This window comes from Psychromonas ossibalaenae ATCC BAA-1528 (genome assembly GCF_000381745.1).
In the GTDB taxonomy this organism is placed as follows: domain Bacteria; phylum Pseudomonadota; class Gammaproteobacteria; order Enterobacterales; family Psychromonadaceae; genus Psychromonas; species Psychromonas ossibalaenae.
In genome coordinates this window covers 96,432-113,496 of record NZ_KB906974.1, presented here as the reverse complement: position 1 = coordinate 113,496, position 17,065 = coordinate 96,432, and the positions used below count along the sequence as shown (strand labels likewise).

The 17,065-nt window shown below is 45.2% G+C and carries 13 protein-coding genes; 5 read left to right on the top strand and 8 right to left on the bottom strand.

Annotated features, from left to right (window positions below; genetic code table 11):
- Positions 1-100: 100 nt before the first annotated feature.
- Both G327_RS0106055 and G327_RS0106050 read right to left on the bottom strand, forming a co-directional pair.
- Positions 101-2,590 carry an ATP-dependent Clp protease ATP-binding subunit gene (locus tag G327_RS0106055; protein WP_019613865.1) on the bottom strand — a complete coding sequence of 830 codons (2,490 nt, stop codon included), beginning with the start codon at positions 2,588-2,590 and terminating at the stop codon, positions 101-103.
- Positions 2,591-2,747: 157 nt separating this feature from the next.
- Positions 2,748-4,754 carry a cation:proton antiporter gene (locus G327_RS0106050; protein ID WP_019613864.1) on the bottom strand — a complete coding sequence of 669 codons (2,007 nt, stop codon included), beginning with the start codon at positions 4,752-4,754 and terminating at the stop codon, positions 2,748-2,750.
- Positions 4,755-5,058: 304 nt separating this feature from the next.
- On the opposite strand from G327_RS0106050, the gene G327_RS0106045 reads away from it, so the two are divergent.
- From G327_RS0106045 to G327_RS0106030, 4 genes are all read left to right on the top strand, one after another.
- Entirely contained in the window at positions 5,059-5,508 is a 450-nt protein-coding gene (locus G327_RS0106045; protein WP_019613863.1) for an Hsp20 family protein, read from the top strand.
- 91 nt (positions 5,509-5,599) lie between these two features.
- The gene (locus G327_RS0106040) at positions 5,600-6,967 is read left to right on the top strand and encodes a DegQ family serine endoprotease (protein ID WP_019613862.1); all 1,368 of its coding nucleotides are present in this window, start codon (positions 5,600-5,602) and stop codon (positions 6,965-6,967) included.
- Positions 6,968-7,004: 37 nt separating this feature from the next.
- Positions 7,005-7,169, top strand: coding sequence for a hypothetical protein (locus G327_RS26795; protein WP_019613861.1), 165 nt, complete (start codon positions 7,005-7,007; stop codon positions 7,167-7,169).
- A gap of 424 nt (positions 7,170-7,593) precedes the next feature.
- Positions 7,594-8,031, top strand: a complete 438-nt coding sequence (locus G327_RS0106030) for a universal stress protein (protein WP_019613860.1) — start codon at positions 7,594-7,596, stop codon at positions 8,029-8,031.
- Positions 8,032-8,144: 113 nt separating this feature from the next.
- On the opposite strand, the gene G327_RS0106025 is transcribed toward G327_RS0106030, so the two are convergent.
- From G327_RS0106025 to G327_RS0106005, 5 genes are read right to left on the bottom strand one after another with little or no spacing between them, the layout of a single operon-like run.
- Positions 8,145-8,864 (bottom strand): ABC transporter ATP-binding protein, encoded by a 720-nt coding sequence (locus G327_RS0106025; protein WP_019613859.1) that lies wholly within the window; start codon positions 8,862-8,864, stop codon positions 8,145-8,147.
- Positions 8,865-8,884: 20 nt separating this feature from the next.
- Positions 8,885-10,165 carry an ABC transporter permease gene (locus tag G327_RS0106020; protein ID WP_019613858.1) on the bottom strand — a complete coding sequence of 427 codons (1,281 nt, stop codon included), beginning with the start codon at positions 10,163-10,165 and terminating at the stop codon, positions 8,885-8,887.
- Between the two features lies 1 nt (position 10,166).
- Positions 10,167-11,384: an ABC transporter permease gene (locus tag G327_RS0106015; RefSeq protein WP_019613857.1), complete on the bottom strand. Its 1,218-nt coding sequence runs from the start codon at positions 11,382-11,384 to the stop codon at positions 10,167-10,169.
- A complete protein-coding gene (locus G327_RS0106010; RefSeq protein WP_019613856.1) occupies positions 11,381-12,691 on the bottom strand; it encodes a TolC family protein in 1,311 nt (436 codons plus the stop codon). Before G327_RS0106010 ends, G327_RS0106015 begins: the two co-directional genes overlap by 4 nt.
- The gene (locus G327_RS0106005; protein ID WP_019613855.1) at positions 12,684-13,829 is read right to left on the bottom strand and encodes an efflux RND transporter periplasmic adaptor subunit; all 1,146 of its coding nucleotides are present in this window, start codon (positions 13,827-13,829) and stop codon (positions 12,684-12,686) included. The genes G327_RS0106010 and G327_RS0106005 overlap by 8 nt, the downstream gene beginning before the upstream one ends.
- A 621-nt stretch (positions 13,830-14,450) precedes the next feature.
- On the opposite strand from G327_RS0106005, the gene glgC reads away from it, so the two are divergent.
- Complete coding sequence (glgC, locus tag G327_RS0106000; protein WP_019613854.1) at positions 14,451-15,722, top strand: glucose-1-phosphate adenylyltransferase; 1,272 nt, start codon at positions 14,451-14,453, stop codon at positions 15,720-15,722.
- A gap of 289 nt (positions 15,723-16,011) precedes the next feature.
- On the opposite strand, the gene G327_RS0105995 is transcribed toward glgC, so the two are convergent.
- Complete coding sequence (locus G327_RS0105995) at positions 16,012-17,028, bottom strand: HD-GYP domain-containing protein (protein WP_026339209.1); 1,017 nt, start codon at positions 17,026-17,028, stop codon at positions 16,012-16,014.
- Positions 17,029-17,065: the final 37 nt, after the last annotated feature.

The following is a 17,065-nucleotide window of genomic DNA, read 5'->3' as shown; positions in this document are numbered from 1 at the left end:
TATCTGTTTTCTGAGTTTAACCTAGCCAGAACGGGCTTTCATTTTTACTAACAAGAGCTGGCGCTGGTCAGTAAAAATCATAAAAAATATTTCAAAATCTCTAAAGTCCCCCGTCAACAGCACTAATTTTAAAGACAACCTCTTTGTTTTTAACCTTGACCTGCACGCGGCTGTTATCCGGGCATAAACCTTTTACTATTTTCATTGCCAGCGGGTTTTCAATCTGACGCTCCACTTCCCGGCGTAAAGGTCTAGCACCGTAGATGGGATCAAAGCCGTCCTGTGACAGTTTATTAATAACCGCTTTATCCACTTCAAGCTTTATATCTTTGAGCAGCATTCTCTCCACCAGCTCCGTGACGAACATCTCAGCTATCTGATGAACATGGTTTTTTTCCAGATAGTGAAACACAATAATATCATCAAGACGGTTAAGAAATTCAGGCTTAAAGAACTTTTTAACTTCGTGCATCACCAGCTGCTGCGCTTCTTTATAATTGGGCATTTCCGAGTGCACAAAACCGATACGCCGTTTATCGGGCTGCAGCGTGTCAGTCCCAAGGTTAGAAGTACCTATCAGCACGGTATTACGAAATGACACGGTACGACCAAGAGCATCCGTAAGCTGCCCGTCTTCGAGAATCTGCAGAAGCATATTAAACACATCGGGATGGGCTTTTTCCATTTCATCAAGCAGCACCACAGTATAAGGATTATGACGAACACGCTCGGTTAACTGCCCTCCTTCACCATAACCAATATATCCTGGAGGCGCACCAATCATTTTGGAAACTTCATGGCGCTCCATATACTCCGACATATCTAAACGGACAATTCTTGACTCATCGTCAAGAAGAAAAGCCGCCAAAGCACGCGCCAGCTCAGTTTTTCCGACTCCGGTAGGACCTAGAAAAAGGAACGATCCAATGGGACGCTGGCTTGAAGTAATACCGGAACGGTTTCTGCGGATAGCATCCGCCACCGTACGCACCGCATCCTCCTGTCCGACAATGCGTTTGTGCAGTTTTTCCTCCATTCTAGCCAGTTTATCTGACTCGGACTCCACCATACGAGCAACAGGAATGCCCGTCCAGCGTGCTACAACTTCAGCAATATCATCTTCACTTACTATATCATCTTCTTTAGAGCGTCCCAGCTGCCAGCTGCTGCGTACACTTTTAAGCTGTTCTTCAACTTGAAGTATTTCCATCTGGTGCTGCGCGGCCTGCTCAAAATTCTGTTCATTAAAAGCGTCGGTTTTATCCCGCAGCAGCCTCTGATGCCTGCGCTCACAATCGCGTAGATTCTGTGGAATAGCAGTGATACTTAAGTGTTTACGGGATCCGGCTTCATCAAGCAGATCCACCGCTTTGTCTGGTAAACGTCTGTCAGTAATATAACGTTCAGCTAAACGCGTAGCCGCTTCAAAAGCATTCGGCGAATAATGAATGTTATGATGTTTTTCATAACGCGGAGCAATACCTTTTAATATCTCAACCGTGTTTTCAATACTCGGCTCTCTCACCAGCACCGGATGAAAACGCCGCTCCAGTGCTTTATCTACCTCTACATATTTTCGATATTCATCCAGCGTATCCGCTCCGATAACCTGCAGACTTCCCTGAGCTAAGGCGGCCTTAAGCAGGCTGGGCGCATCAAGCCCGCCGGAACCTGCTCCTGCACCAACAACAGTATGCAGTTCATCAATAAACAAAATGACTTTGCCGCCGGCCTGGATAACCGCATCACGTACCGACTTTAAACGCTCTTCAAACTCGCCGCGCATGGCGGCACCGGCAACCAGTTCTCCCATATCCAAAGCAAGCAGGCGTTTGTTAAGCTGCGTATCGGGCACATCGGCGGCTACAATCCTCTGCGCCAGCCCTTCCACGATCACTGTTTTGCCGACACCTGGTTCGCCGATCAACACTGGATTGTTTTTTTTACGGCGGGAAAGTGTCTGGATGATCAGAGCAATTTCATCGTCACGCCCGATAACCGGATCCAGTTCACCGTTACGCGCCATTTCGGTCAGATCTTTGGTATAGATCTGCAGCACATCCTGCTTGCTTTCACCGTCCTGGCTGTTGAGCGTACGCCCTGCCCGGATGCGTTTAAGGGTCTGACGCGCGGCATCCGCTGTCATGCCTTCATTTTCCAGCAGAACCGCCGCAGGCCCGGCTTCCTTATCAAAAAGCGCAATCAGCAGCGTGCCGGTACCGATATAATCATCACCCAGGTTCTTTGCTTCACCATAGGCAATGCGGAATACTTCAGGAATTTCCCGGGATGCAACTATCTGCTGCGCTTGTGTTGCTGAAACATTACGATACTGCTGGCGAACCTGCCCGATAATACGCTTAACAGACTCCTCTGTATCTGGGAGCAGTTCCTGCAGTACTTTACGCGCTTCACTGTCCGGCTGAGAAAGCAGCGCCAGCAGCAGAAAGTCTGCAGTAAGTACGTTCTGCTGCAGACTGGCTAACTCAGCAAACGCCATCTCCAGACAGTTAATCACCCTCTGGGTACTTTTCTGCACATAATTATGAAGCATTGCCCCCGAACCGGCAGGGGTAACTAAGTCAGTCATTGTCTACTCCTATATGTATCTACTTTCATTCTCAGCGCTAAACAACTGTTTGCGTAAACAGTTCATACTACTGACCTAAGTGTAGTTTCCTAAAAATTCCTTGCATTATTATTGTGTTAGTTACCCTGTTGAGCATTATGTTTTTCATCATATAAAATCAAGTTTGCAATGATTTCAGCAAAGCCTTGATATGCTCCGCATCCGCCTCTGTGATCAAATACTGCTGTACGTACTGCTGCAAATACTCGGATTGTGCAGTCATCAGGTAATTTTTTAACAGCCTGCGCTGCACTCCAGCTGATATCACCGGATGCTTCTCTTCTATCAGTGCAATTTTTGCTTCACAACTCATCAGCCAGCCCTGCCATATTTTAGCGACTCCTGCTACGACAGGCGCTGGAATATTTTCTTCCTCACTCCATGTTTTTAATGCATCGAGCACGGTATTACAGCTGAATAACCTGGCCCAGGCCATCTCATATTCAAGCTCTATCTGTGTTTGCGTCGCAGCAGTCAGCTTGGATTTTCTCCTCTGGTAGAAGCCGGAAAGCTGTCCAGGAAGCTGAGCAAATGCTGGTCTTTGATATTGATGACGAACCGCCTCCATCTGCTCATCTAATGAGTTTTTCAGTGCTTCAAAAACAACCGTTCTGATCAGTCCCTGATCAAATAATCGATACAGATGACCTATTTCGATACTGGCACAGCGCAGCATAAGTCGGTGCCATAAACCAACCGGACCGACTTCCGTGCTGACCCAGTGCTTAAGCTGCTTCTCCTGCGATTCGATCAGCAGCGTCAGTTTAATGGAAAATTCCTGCGGTGCACCGGTGTTAGCAAACGTAGAGTTAAATAGAGGCTGCAGCACTTTGCGGCTATGGCGCAGAGCCGACAAGGTGAGTTCCGTACAGGCAATACTGTCATTTACATCTCGTGCTTTTAAACCTAAATAGGAAACCAAGGGTGAAATTAACAGTCCTTGAAGCAGAGTCGTTAAAAACACCACATTGACCGTCACTGACAGAATCGTTTGATCTTCGGTCAGTGTCACCAGGCCCATTGCCAGCGCCATAGTTACCGCACCACGCATGCCGCCGACAAAGACAATATGCCGGTATTCAATGCACACAACTTTAGCCTGATGCTGCAGGCGCCCTATCTGCGGAAGTAGAGCATATGCAGTCAATGCACGAGACAACCACAATGCCCCCAGAACAATCAGTGATACTCCAGCATTCTGCCACAGCAGCGTCAAATCCATCCATAAACCCACCATCAGAAAGATGCAGGCCATGGCCATAAACGAGAGGTAAGACCATAAATGATTCAGATACTGCTGCGACTTTCGTGAAATTGGGAGCGGCGACCGGGTTGCCAGAGTGATGCCCGCCACCGTTACTGCAATTATACCGCTGGCATCTAGAAGCTTTTCTGCAAACAGGTAACTGCCGAATGCTAACAACAGGCTGAGACTGATTTCCAGGAAAGGGTCGTCCGGTATTTTATTGAACAGCTGCAGCAGCAGACGCGCGAGTATCCAGCCGCATAAGCTCCCTCCGCACAGGCTTATTAAAAAAAGACTGCTGCCGTTGTAGAGCATCGGCAGGAATCCCTGTGCAGCGGCAAAACTGAGCACCAGTATCTTCGTCAGCGTAATGGCCGTAGCATCGTTGAACAAACTTTCACCTTCAATCAGCATAATCAGATCTTTAGGCGCCCCAAGCTGACGAAACACCGAGATAACCGCGCTGGGATCCGTAGCACTCAAAACGGCCCCCAGAAGCAGAGCGAACTGCCAGTTAAGCGGGGTAAACAGATAGACTAATGCAGCCACAACTAAGGTAGAAATTAATACGCCCGGCACCGCTAGTACAAATATTGCCAGACGGTTAGCAGACAGTTTGCTGATGTCCATATTGTAAGCCGTTTCAAAGACTATGGTTGGAAGGAGGAGCATAAGGATAATATCGTGAAAGAATTCTTCTGAAGTTAATGCGTTAAGCGGTAATGCCAGTACTTCCTGTGAACTGTGCAGTACAAGCCCAGCCAGCATCAGCACAATTGGAAAAGGGATACGCAGACGCACTGCAGCCGCTTTGCTGATCACAGCCGCTGACAGAAAAACCAGTATCGCGATTAATATTTCAGAGCCTGAATAATTCACTGTCTAGGATTTCCTGTAGAGAATTAACGTTAGTCAAAAAAGCTACCGACACAACCTTTAACTGATTAAGTATGTGCCAATAGTTATCTAAAATACAGGCAGTTAGTAATAGGTTTTAGAAAAATAAGCACCAGCCTGAGTGCACAAAACAACAGGAATCAAAAATAAATCAAACTTTATGTTTCATACTTGTGTTTTTTCATACCGGCCTTAGTAATATTAATGTCGGTGCAGCGGCTCTAAGAGTGGTGCAGCGACAGATGTTGTATTTATTTTTTTACTGCTTCTAACGGAGGATAAGAACATGAAAGCAATTGATTTTACCCCTCTATATCGCAACAGTATCGGCTTTGACCGTTTTGCCGACCTTTTAGACAACGCATTAAGTGCTGATACCGTTACGGCAGGCTTTCCACCTTATAATATTGAGGCAATTGATAACCAGCGCTACAGCATTCAATTAGCCTTAGCGGGATTTACTCGCGAGGATCTTGATATCAGTGTGGAACAAGGTGTACTCACTGTTCGTGGTAAAAAAGCGCAGGATGAGGAGCGCTGCTATCTTCATCAGGGTATTGCCCACCGCGCCTTCGAACGAAAATTTAGCCTTGCTGATTATGTAGAAGTAACAGGTGCAGATCTCAGCTGCGGTTTACTTACTATCGGTTTAACTAAAGAGATACCGGAAGCAATGAAACCTAAATCTATCAGCATCAATGATCGGTCAAACGTTATTGAGCACAAATCAGATTAACTGTTTTAACATAGGTCCGCGGCAGCAGCACTGCCACGGCCGTTTTATTAATGACAACAATATTTTATTCACATTCACTGGAGGCATCTAAATGAATAAATTATCCGCAGTAATTATTGCGAGTGTATTAATACTCTTTTCTCAACTCTCTTCAGCCGCCATTCCTTATAGGGATGTGGACGGAAAACCTTACCCGTCTCTCGCGCCGATGCTCAAAGTAATTAACCCGGCAGTTGTTAATATATCCACATACTCAACACACAGGCAGAATATCAATCCGCTGTTAAACGATCCGTTTTTCAGACATTTTTTCAATATTCCGGATCAGCCTAGACAGCAGCAGTCTAGACCAAAGAAACGCCAGCAGAGTGCCGGATCAGGTGTCATTGTTAATGCATCGGACGGTATTGTTATGACCAATTATCACGTCATAAAAAATTCGCAGGAAATAAAGGTATCTTTGACTGACGGCCGCAATTATAACGCATCATTAGTCGGGGTCGATCCGGACTTAGATATTGCCATCCTGCAGGTTGATGCAGATAACCTCACACAAGTACAGCTAGCAGACTCAAATCAGCTTGAAGTGGGTGATTTCGTGGTCGCTATCGGTAATCCTTTTGGTTTAGGGCAAACCGTCACCACAGGTGTGGTGAGTGCGCTCGGGCGAAGCGGTTTAGGTATTGAGGGATATGAAAATTTTATTCAGACCGATGCGTCAATTAACCCGGGTAATTCAGGCGGTGCACTGGTTAATTTAGCCGGGCAGCTGGTTGGTATCAATACCGCAATTATCGCCCCCTCAGGCGGTAATATCGGTATTGGTTTTGCAATTCCGGCTAATATGGCAAAAGCCAGTATGGAGCAGATAATTGCTAACGGCGAGGTTCAACGCGGACAACTTGGTATCAGTATTCATAATATTACCCCGGATCTGCATCAGGCATTCAATTTGAAAAACGGCCAGCTCGGTGTACTGGTCACCGACGTAGTTAAAGATTCACCGGCTGATAAATCCGGCATTCTTCCCGGAGATATTATCTTAAAAGCGGATAAAAAAATTATCCGCTCAGCCGGACAGCTGCGCAGCAGTATCGGAATTAAAAATATCGGAGACAAGGTTAAATTAACACTGCTTCGGGACGGCGATGAAAAACAGCTGATCGTAAAAATCGGCGATCCTCAAATGATCACCCTCAACGAGCAGCGCTTTAATCCCCTGCTTGAAGGTGTCGAATTTGAAAATACCCGTAATAACCGCGGGGTAGTGGTTACTGCTTTAAATGACAATTCACCTGCAGCATATAACGGCCTTAAAGTGGGTGATATTGTCACGGCGGCCAATAGACAGCAGGTTTACAACTTACAGTCCTTGAATCAGGCGGTCGGGATGAAAGATAAACTGCTGGTTCTGCAGATTAAACGCGGCGGACGCTCATTGTTTGTTATTATCCGCTAACGCTGTCAGGCAGGGAGAGTTTTAGGAGGCGGCAGTCATGAGATCTAAACTGAAAATTCGTATACTGGTAATGTCACTATTTGCCTGCATTATATTGTTCATTGCACTGAGTTTTTATGCATGGACAGTCTCTAGCCAGACAGATTCACAAAGACAAACAGCAGGTACGCTGCTGCAGCCGCCTTTTATCAATGAGGTTTAATTATTCTAAATGAATGCTCAGCAACACAAAGAGAGGGGTTTTCAGCCTCCAGTAGGAACAAAGGTTCTTACTTACTCAAATCGAAATAACTGCTATGGGTATTTTGCATAATGTATAAAGACGGCAATAAAAACTCGTAAGTAAATGAAAAATACAATAGTGCTGCTAAACTTAGACTAAACACATTAATAATGTGTTTTTACACTGCATAAAATACATTAATACTAATTAACTATGAGGTTTATTAAGCGGTTATTTTTATTTCATAAAAGTCTGCAAAGCTTTAAAAAATTTCAGCAGTGCAGCCAGTTATAAATAATAAATACCGGAAGCAGACTGATAACAACCTTAAGGTTAACCTATAGATTGTTTACCTGTTTTATGTATTGCGATTAACAATGAGAGATCAAATTTGGAGGATTACATGAGCTATAAACATATATTAGTTGCTGTTGATTTATCTAAATCCAGTAAGGAAGTGATCGATAAAGGTGTCTCGTTAGCTAAAGATGCTAATTGTACGCTTTCATTTATTTTTGTTGATGTTAAGTATGTAAGCAACATAGCATTACGCCAGCCGAAAACGGGTAAGCTGATAGTACATGATGATAATGTACAGGAGGTCGAACGACTTACTCAAGAGCTGCAGGAGTTAGCCGATCAGGTTGATTACCCGGTCACCAACACCTGGGTGGTAATGGGTGATTTGAACGACAAACTGCACACAACAATTATAAATAAGGATGTGGATCTGCTGGTTTGCGGACACCATCATGATCTCTGGAGTAATATAACAACTTCAGTGAGTAAATTCGTAAAAACAGCCGTTTCAGACTTATTAATTGTTTATCTTAAAGAATAATAGCGGGTGATCGACAGTAATTTTGAACTCGTTAACATAGGGCCTGTTTTCTATAACAGACAGGCCCTGCCCCCAAGAAAGGTCAATAAGCTGATTATCAAACGCTTTATCCTTTAATCCCCTTCTCTTCTCCTATAAATTGCCGATGAACGATCCAGTATTTCATCTTCTACGACTTTCCCGTCTTTAATATTAATAATACGTTTGGTGCGGCGAGCCAGAGAAATATCATGAGTTACCACAATTAGTGTACGCCCTTCATGATGCAGCTCGCTGAACAGCGCTTCAATCTCAGCACCTGATTTTGAATCCAGCGCGCCGGTCGGCTCATCGGCCAGGATAATCTGCGGATCATTAACCAGTGCACGAGCAATGGCAACACGCTGTTTCTGTCCGCCGGAAAGTTCATTAGGTTTATGACTCATACGATCTTCTAATCCAACCCGTTTCAGCAGCTCTGCTGCTTTAGCCCGACGCTTTTTAATATTAACCCCGGCATAGACCAGCGGCAGCATTACATTTTCCAATGCAGTTGCATATTCCAGTAAATTAAAACTCTGGAAAATAAAACCAATTTTATTATTACGAATTGCAGCCAGTTGATTACAGCTGAGTGTTGATACATCGTGATCATCTAACTGATAGAAACCCGATGTAGGTTTATCTAAGCAGCCTAAAACATTCATCAGAGTAGACTTGCCGGAGCCCGAAGGGCCGAGAATTGATAAGAACTCACCTTTATAAATAATAAGACTGACATCATCCAGCGCATAGACGCTTTCATCACCACTTTCGTAGTGCTTAGTGACACCTTCAAGTTTAACTAACGGCATGCTCTTCCTCTAATAAAAAATTATTCACTTTGTAATGCTTCTAAGGGGGTAATACCGGCTGCATGGTTCGCAGGAAACCAGGCAGCGGCAATACCGATAACACTTAATGCAAAGATAACGACACTGACAATGGAAAATGACAGTTCCGGCGTCGGCTGTCCGAGATAATCGTAAAACCCGCTTCCCTGAATTGGAATATTCTGCAGCAGCTGCACCAGCGCATAAGTTAACGTCAGACCGATCGCCCCGCCAATGGAAATCGTAATAAACGCCTGAATAAGATAATGCAGTTTAATAGCGCCCGGCTTTGCTCCAACAGCCATTCTAATACCGATATCACGCGTTGCACGTTTTACTGTGGCATACATAACATTAGCGATTCCAATACCGGCAACAGCTAAGGTTACCAGACCAATAATGCCCAGAAAGCTCTGCAGAGCAATTAAAAACTGACGCATCGTTTTCTGCCTTAAAAGCATATCCTGAGCCTGCACCAGCTGCATATCTTCAGTAGTGGCGCCATATTTTCGGGCAATAACCTGGCGCGCCGTTGCTGCCGCTTTTTCACGATCAGCCCCGGGTGCCGGTTTAATGTTTATTGCCCCTAATGAAGGATTTACATGAAAGCGCTGCCAGGTTGTAAAAGGCACAAACACCGCGTAATCAATCGGGGTGCCGTTTTCTATATTAGACGGGTTGTTTTTTAATATACCGATAACTGTAAATTTTTCTTCACCGACTTTAACCTGCCTGCCGATGGGCGAAGCTTCAAGATCAGGAGTATTATCCCAGTCATAATCATCATCTTCATTAAATAAACTGACTGCGGCATTTCTACCGATCACAATAACTTTACGCTGCTCTTTAATATCTAAAGGATTAAACCAGCGCCCGCCGGCGGTAACCTGCAGACCGGTCAACTCTTTATACTGCGGATAAACAGCCAGCGGCTGCTGCCAGGTGCCGTTGTCCTTAAAAGTGACAGAAGAGGCCCACACAGCACTTGGTTCTACTTGCGCCAGCGAAGGTAAAGCCCGCAATACATCAACATCGTCAGGTTTCAGGTTTAACTGTTTACCTTTAGAAAAATTACCGTAATCCAGCGTTGCAAAGCCACCCGTTAAAATAATTAGATCCCCGTTACCGTTACTGGTGGTACGAATAAGCCCTTGCCGTAATCCCTCTCCAACCGCAAGCATAGAAGCAATAGAAACGGTCGCCCAGGCAATCGCTAAAATGGTCAGTCCAAGGTGCAGCTTTTCAGCCGCCATCTCCTGTATAATCTGACGAAATGCAATCATGTTAGGCCCTCGCACTTAATGCTGTAACGGGGATCAGGTTTGCAGCTCGGCGTGCCGGAAAAAATGAAGCCAGCAATGCCAGAACCACGGTCACAGAGAGCGCCATTAACACCGCATCAACACTGATCACCGGAGTGCCGAGCCAGTCAGGCAGGCCCATCTGATTCATCAGCAGGATTAAAACATAAGAAACAGCGACGCCTATGACCGTTCCGATCGATACCAGCATTCCCCCTTCGAGCAGAAACTGCACCAGGATATTAGTCGGCGTCGCACCAATCGCCAGGCGCACACCAATTTCCCTGGTTCGCTCAGTTACCGATAAAAACATAATATTAGCAACACCTAATGCGCCGACCGCTAATGTCATCGCACCGCTTGCACCAAGAAATAACTGTATGCCGCGCAGTAGAGTGGTAAAAAATTTAACATCCTGGCTAAAATCAGGAAGCCACATTGCACGTTTATCGCTAGGATCAAAGTGTTTTTGACTGGCAAAAAACGACAATAAATTTTTACGCAGCACCACGCCTGAAATGCCGGGGGCCGGTGTAACCATCACCTGCACAGGTTTATCGCTCCACAGATCCGTAAACGTGCTGCTGGGAATAAGCACTTGATTATCTTCACGTCCCATGGACATGCCGCCTTCACTCTGCCGGGTAATGCCCGTTATAATAAAAGGAATACCGTTAACCCGCAGCTTGTCACCGATAGACAAACCGCCCTGCTGCGCCAGCTGCCAGCCGATAACGGTAATACGGCTGTGTCTGTTGATATCATGACGACTAATATTTCGCGAGCCGGCAGCCAGTTTTATTTTACGCATATCAATATAATGATTGTCTACACCGCGAATATAACCGGGCAGCGTATGCCCGGTTATATCTGTCACCGACGCATCCCATTTCTGGTATAAGACCGACACCGCTTTTATCGCGGACTGTTTTTCTAATAAACGAAATTCAGGCTCAGTGAAAGAAATCTCCCGGCGGGCAGGCCGTCCCTTCCAGGGTTTACTGGTTACTTCCGGAAGAGCAAGCTGGGTATCACTCATTAATAATGAAAACTGCCTGGCATTGATCTGATAAAAACCTTCACCTAATGCCATCAGGACTAATACTGAAACAATTCCCCATACAACTGCTGTAATGGCCAGCAGACTGCGCAGACGATGAGCAAAAAGCATCTGCACAATCTGCTGTAACATAGGTATCATGATTGAAGCGCTCTGGAAATCTGCTCAACAGTATTGTCATTTAACTGTCCGGCGGCTTTAAGCAGCGATACCCGGTCCTGCCAGTATTGATAAAGCAGTGCCTGGAGAATATTTTTACTACTGAACAGGTTATTATGGGCAGAAATAATATCGGTTACGTCTGCAAGTCCGGCATTGTAAACTCTCTTTTTACTTTTTAATGCCCTTTCTCGGGATTTAACCTGCTGCTGCGCCATTTCCACCCGCTGCCAGTCCAGGAGCACCTGACTATAGCGGCTGTCGATAGTCTGCTTAATATTTATTTCTACGATACGAACGTCCTGCTTGGCCTGATAAACCAGCAGGCTGGAACGGTCAACACTAGCACGAGTTGCACCATTAAGATCCAGTGGAACGGTCAAGGTAAGTCCGGCACTTAAATCATCATTGGCACGCCGGTCATCATCGCTGTAGTTTATGGATCCCTGTACACTAGGATAATACCCGGCTTTAGCCTGCTGGTATTGAAAGCGGCTGGCTTTTAAGCTCTGCTGAGCGGCCAGCAGTTCCGGACTGCTGCTGCGGGCAAGTTCCAGCCACTCTTCTTCGCTGTTGACCTGCAGCAGCGGCTGTTTCAGCTCGGTTGTGCTGATCTCGTCAATATCATCCGGCACCTGGTTGATTAAAGCCGTCAAAGCAGCCTGCAGCGTATCGATTTCTGATCGTTTCTGCAGAATAAGCGCCTGTTCGTCAACATGGTTGGCTCGCATATCTTCAACATCTGTCACCATCAATACACCTGCTGCGTAACGCTGCTCGGTAATACGAAGCATTTTCTGTCCTTCATCAAGCTTCTGCTGCGCCAGACGCAGATCACCATGCGCTTTAGCTAAATCAAGGTAAGCGGTGATCAATTTTTGAGCAAGGTTGTTATGTGCCTGCTGCTCTGTCAGCTGTGCACTGACAAAGGATGCCTGTGATGCATCTAACCCCGCCCATTTGGAACTATCCCATAGGGTTTGATTTAAACTAAGTGAATAACCATTGCTGTTATCACCATTATCATTCCAGCTGGAGGTTGCACCTGCACTCAGGCCCGGCAGTAAACCACTGCGGCTTGAACGAATCTCTGTTTCACTGATACGGGTATTAGTCTGTGCTTTCTGATATTCAGGATCAAAAATCTTAGCCGCCTGCCATGCCTGTTCGATAGTGAGCGCATAAACCGACGGTGCTAGAGTTAACAGCGCGGCCGGCAGAAATACAAGTGTGCGCCGTGAGATAACTCTGACCATTAAACGGTATTGTGAAAAGAATAAATTAGGCATCGGGAAGCGCTCCCATCATACTGCTGTCAACAATCTCCTGCCCCTGTTCCAGGCCGGAAATAACTTCTACATTGATTCCGTCAGACAGCCCTAATTTTACCGGAACGGTGTGAAACCCCTGCTCCGAGTCATCAGGAAGCAGTACTTCGGGCTGGTTATCTGAAAACTGCAGAGCACGCTCTGGAATTGTTGTGACCTGTGCTGCTTTTTTCAGGGTAATTTGTGCAGTAGCTGAAAAACCAGAACGCATAATCAGATCTGCCGGAAACTGGATTTTATTCACTTCCACCTGAAAACCATTATCAAAGCTGCGCTGTTCGCTAGAGGATGAAGAGTTCTGCTGTAAATTAAGTTTTTCAGACTGCACTGCGACTTTACTTAATATGCCTGTCATCTCTATTTCCGGATACGGCGCAAGTATCATAGTAACCGGCATGCCGGCCTGCAGCTGGGCAGCATCATGCTCACTGACACTGCCTTTAAAAATCATGTCGCTCATATCCGCCAGGGACATCATTTGTGTTGCTGACTGACTTGATTCAGTTGAGATAATAGGTTCACCCACTTCAACATTCAAACTTAACACTGTACCGGTTATCGGCGCGGTAATGGTTGATGTCAGCTTTGATGATCCCACTGATGATTCCCCGCTGCGGATCAGATCTAAATTCTGCTGTTTCTGCTGCAGATCGGCATTATTCTGGCTGACATTCGCTTTTGCCTGAATATATTCCCCATAGTTGGATGGAATAACGTCATCACGGACCAGGCGCTCTAAATTAGAGAGTTTTTGCTGAGAAGACTGAAGCTGTGCCTTACTCGACATTAATTCCGTGATCGCCTGCGTTAAACGCTGCGGTGTAGGATTAGGACGAATTTTAATCAGCGCAGTACCGGCTTTTACCTGCTCACCTACGCCGTGATAAATTTCACCGACAATACCTTCTATCTGTGATTTAATCTGCACGGAATGAGCCGGCACTATCTGTCCGACGGCAACAGCCTGCTTTTCTATGGTAGCTGTTTCAGCTTTGATTAGGGGTAAAAACAAAACCTCTTTCTGAGGAGCGTTGAAGTAATAAACAGTACCTAACGTAACGACCGTTATAATAACGGCTGCAATCCAGCGTTTCTTCATAATATTATCCGTTTAAAGGCGAGAGTCTGTAATCTAGGCCTAAACTCGACCGATTGTACCCATTTAAGTGCAAAGCAGATAATACGGCGCTCACTGACAACTGTCATGTATATAATTGTATGGATTATGTTTCAATTATAGTTTGAAAATAACAGCTGCGGTATTTTTGCACGATTTAACACGATAACGGCATTATCAGTGCCTGCTTGCAAAAATAACCAGGCTGAAACAGCCAGAGAAATAAAAACTCGAGCTGAAGTTTCTGATTATTCCCCCGCCAACAGCAAAGAATAGTCACTCACAATGCTGTTTTTATCGTCATTAAAGCTTTTGTCTAAGCAGCCCTCTCTTTTGCGGTGCTTAATTATTAAACACTTGTAAACAAAATAAATAATGTATTTATGAACTTGCTCTCAAATAAAACCATCAAAAATATCCTATGTGGTCATTGCATTGAATCAGACTTTGTTCAGTGGTACAAAAGTAAACGTTTACAACGTTAGCTTCATCCGAAGTCATAAAATTATAAATGACAAAACAGCACCTGCTCAGCAGCCTGGATATCAGCTGTAATACTAACGTTGGCGGACAATAAAATTTAAACTACTTGGAGATTCGTTTATGGGGCACAATAAAGATAGATATATTAGTAACCTTACCAAAGATACTTATGCATTAGTTTTAGCCGGTGGCCGAGGAAGCCGTTTATTTGAATTGACCGACTGGCGTGCGAAACCTGCAGTATATTTTGGCGGTAAATTCCGCATTATCGACTTTCCTTTATCAAACTGTATCAACTCGGGAATTCATCGAGTCGGCATTGCAACTCAGTACAAATCCCACTCATTAATTAGACATATCAACCGAGGCTGGGGACATTTCAAAGCCAATATCGCTGAATTTGTTGATGTATTACCGGCATCACAACGTAGTGGTGATGACTGGTACGTGGGTACTGCAGACGCTGTATATCAGAATTTAGATATTATTAAAGCAGAACGTCCTAAATATATACTGGTACTGTCCGGCGACCATGTATACCGCATGGATTACGGTGTACTGCTGGCGCAGCATGTAGAAAACAATGCCGATATGACCGTATGCTGCCTTGAGGTAGACACTGAAGAAGCGGCCGGCAGTTTTGGTGTGATGACAGTTAATACCGACAATAAAGTTGTCGCATTTGATGAAAAACCCGCCGAGCCGAATGAAATTCCAGGTAAGCCGGGTCAATGTTTAGCTTCAATGGGCAATTATGTTTTCAGCAGTGACTTTTTATTCGAACAGCTAGAAAAAGACTGTGCAAACGCAGATTCCAGCCGCGATTTCGGAAACGATATCATCCCGTCAATTATTGAAGATCACAATGTTTTTGCTTTTGCTTTCAAAGATCCGGACAGTAACAATCAGCCTTACTGGCGAGATGTAGGTACTCTGGATTCATTCTGGGAAGCAAATATGGAGCTGGTAGAGCCGGAGCCACAGCTGGATTTATATGATAAATCCTGGCCGATCTGGACCTATCAGGAACAGCTTCCGCCGGCTAAATTTATTTTCGATAATGACGAACGCCGCGGCATGGCACTTGACTCAACAGTCTCCGGCGGCTGTATTATTTCCGGCTCAACAATTCGCAAGTCTCTGTTATATTCCAGTGTTCACACTCACTCTAACAGCCTTATTGAAGAATCGGTACTGCTGCACGGCAGTCATGTCGGAGAACGTTGTAAACTGCGCCGCGTCATTGTAGACAGTAACTGTCGTATCCCGGCAGACTTAGTAATCGGTTACGATCAAGAGCAGGATATTGCCAACGGCTTCCGGGTTTCTGAAAAAGGAATTACCCTGGTCACTAACAAGATGCTTGAAGCACTGGCTAAAAGTCAGAATTAACAGCGTTTAAAATAAATCAGATCGCTCCTGCGGGGGCGATCTGCTGATAACTTAACCAGCCGCTATGGGAGAGGTTATCGTAAGAACCCCCGCCCTTTCAGCCTCCTTCACTTAAGCATTGTTTATTAACCCCCTTTAACTGTGTGTAATTTTCTGGCACCGCATAAACCTCTGTACTTTAGCATGCGAAAGCACACCTAATACATTCGCCTGCACCCGCTTTCGCAGCTCCTTAACTAAACATCCTGACGAGGTGATCTTAAGATCAGTATATAAAGAGGGATAAAAATCAATTATCGTCATATTTTTCTTTAATTTCTAATATCTTAGGCAGCTCTTCAATAAACAGTACAACCAGCTGCGGGTCAAAATGTCCACCGGCATCTTTCTGTAACTGTTCCACCGCGTCCTCAACGGACCAGGCCTGTTTATAGGGTCTTTCTGAGGTTAATGCATCAAAAACATCAGTTATCGCTACGATACGCCCGATACGCGGAATTTCTTCACCTTTAAGCTGATTTGGATATCCGCTGCCGTCCCATTTTTCATGATGAGTGAGAGTAAGTATCTTAGCCATCTGCAGCAGCTCAGATTTATCATCACCAATAATCTGTTCGCCGATAGCACAGTGGCTTTTCATTATTTCAAATTCCTCATGATCAAGTTTACCGGGCTTTTTAAGAATACCGTCCGGTATACCAATCTTTCCTATATCATGCATCGGCGCTGCGTTCATTAACATGACGGCTTCAGTCTCATTCATGCCGGCGGCTAGGCCGAGAATACGCGAATATTCACTCATACGGATAACGTGCAGTCCGGTGTTGTCATCTTTATACTCAGCTGCACGCCCTAAACGCTGAATAATCTGCAGCCGTGTCTGGTGCAGTTCTAACGTCTGCTCAAAGACCTTTTTATCCAGCGCCCGGTTCTGGTCATACAATGCCAGATGAGTTCTTACTCGTGCTTGTACCAGGGGAGGGTTTATCGGTTTGGAAATGTAATCTATCGCCCCTAGATTCAGCCCCGTAATCTCATCTTCTAGAGCGATTTTAGCGGTAACAAAAATGACCGGTATATGCCTGGTTGTGTGATCTGCCTTAAGGCGCCGGCAAACCTCATAGCCGTCAATACCCGGCATCATAATATCCAGCAGGATAATATCCGGAGGGCTGGCATGTACGATCTTCAAAGCCATTAGACCGTTAATGGCGGCCTTAACGTGATAATCCTGCTTTAAAATACCAACCAGCACGTCAATATTCTCAGGAGTGTCATCCACAACCAGAACGGTCTGCTTATTAATATTCATTACTTTCCCCTGTCAATGCACCAGACACAGC

What these genes read in the sequence shown, in the direction of transcription:
- G327_RS0106030 (WP_019613860.1), top strand. Translation starts at nt 7,594, where the DNA reads ATGAGCTATAAACATATATTAGTTGCTGTTGATTTATCTAAATCCAGT.
- G327_RS26795 (WP_019613861.1), top strand. Translation starts at nt 7,005, where the DNA reads ATGAGATCTAAACTGAAAATTCGTATACTGGTAATGTCACTATTTGCC.
- glgC (WP_019613854.1), top strand. Translation starts at nt 14,451, where the DNA reads ATGGGGCACAATAAAGATAGATATATTAGTAACCTTACCAAAGATACT.
- G327_RS0106010 (WP_019613856.1), bottom strand. Translation starts at nt 12,691, where the DNA reads ATGCCTAATTTATTCTTTTCACAATACCGTTTAATGGTCAGAGTTATC.
- G327_RS0106045 (WP_019613863.1), top strand. Translation starts at nt 5,059, where the DNA reads ATGAAAGCAATTGATTTTACCCCTCTATATCGCAACAGTATCGGCTTT.
- G327_RS0106025 (WP_019613859.1), bottom strand. Translation starts at nt 8,864, where the DNA reads ATGCCGTTAGTTAAACTTGAAGGTGTCACTAAGCACTACGAAAGTGGT.
- G327_RS0106005 (WP_019613855.1), bottom strand. Translation starts at nt 13,829, where the DNA reads ATGAAGAAACGCTGGATTGCAGCCGTTATTATAACGGTCGTTACGTTA.
- G327_RS0106015 (WP_019613857.1), bottom strand. Translation starts at nt 11,384, where the DNA reads ATGATACCTATGTTACAGCAGATTGTGCAGATGCTTTTTGCTCATCGT.
- G327_RS0106040 (WP_019613862.1), top strand. Translation starts at nt 5,600, where the DNA reads ATGAATAAATTATCCGCAGTAATTATTGCGAGTGTATTAATACTCTTT.
- G327_RS0106055 (WP_019613865.1), bottom strand. Translation starts at nt 2,590, where the DNA reads ATGACTGACTTAGTTACCCCTGCCGGTTCGGGGGCAATGCTTCATAAT.
- G327_RS0106020 (WP_019613858.1), bottom strand. Translation starts at nt 10,165, where the DNA reads ATGATTGCATTTCGTCAGATTATACAGGAGATGGCGGCTGAAAAGCTG.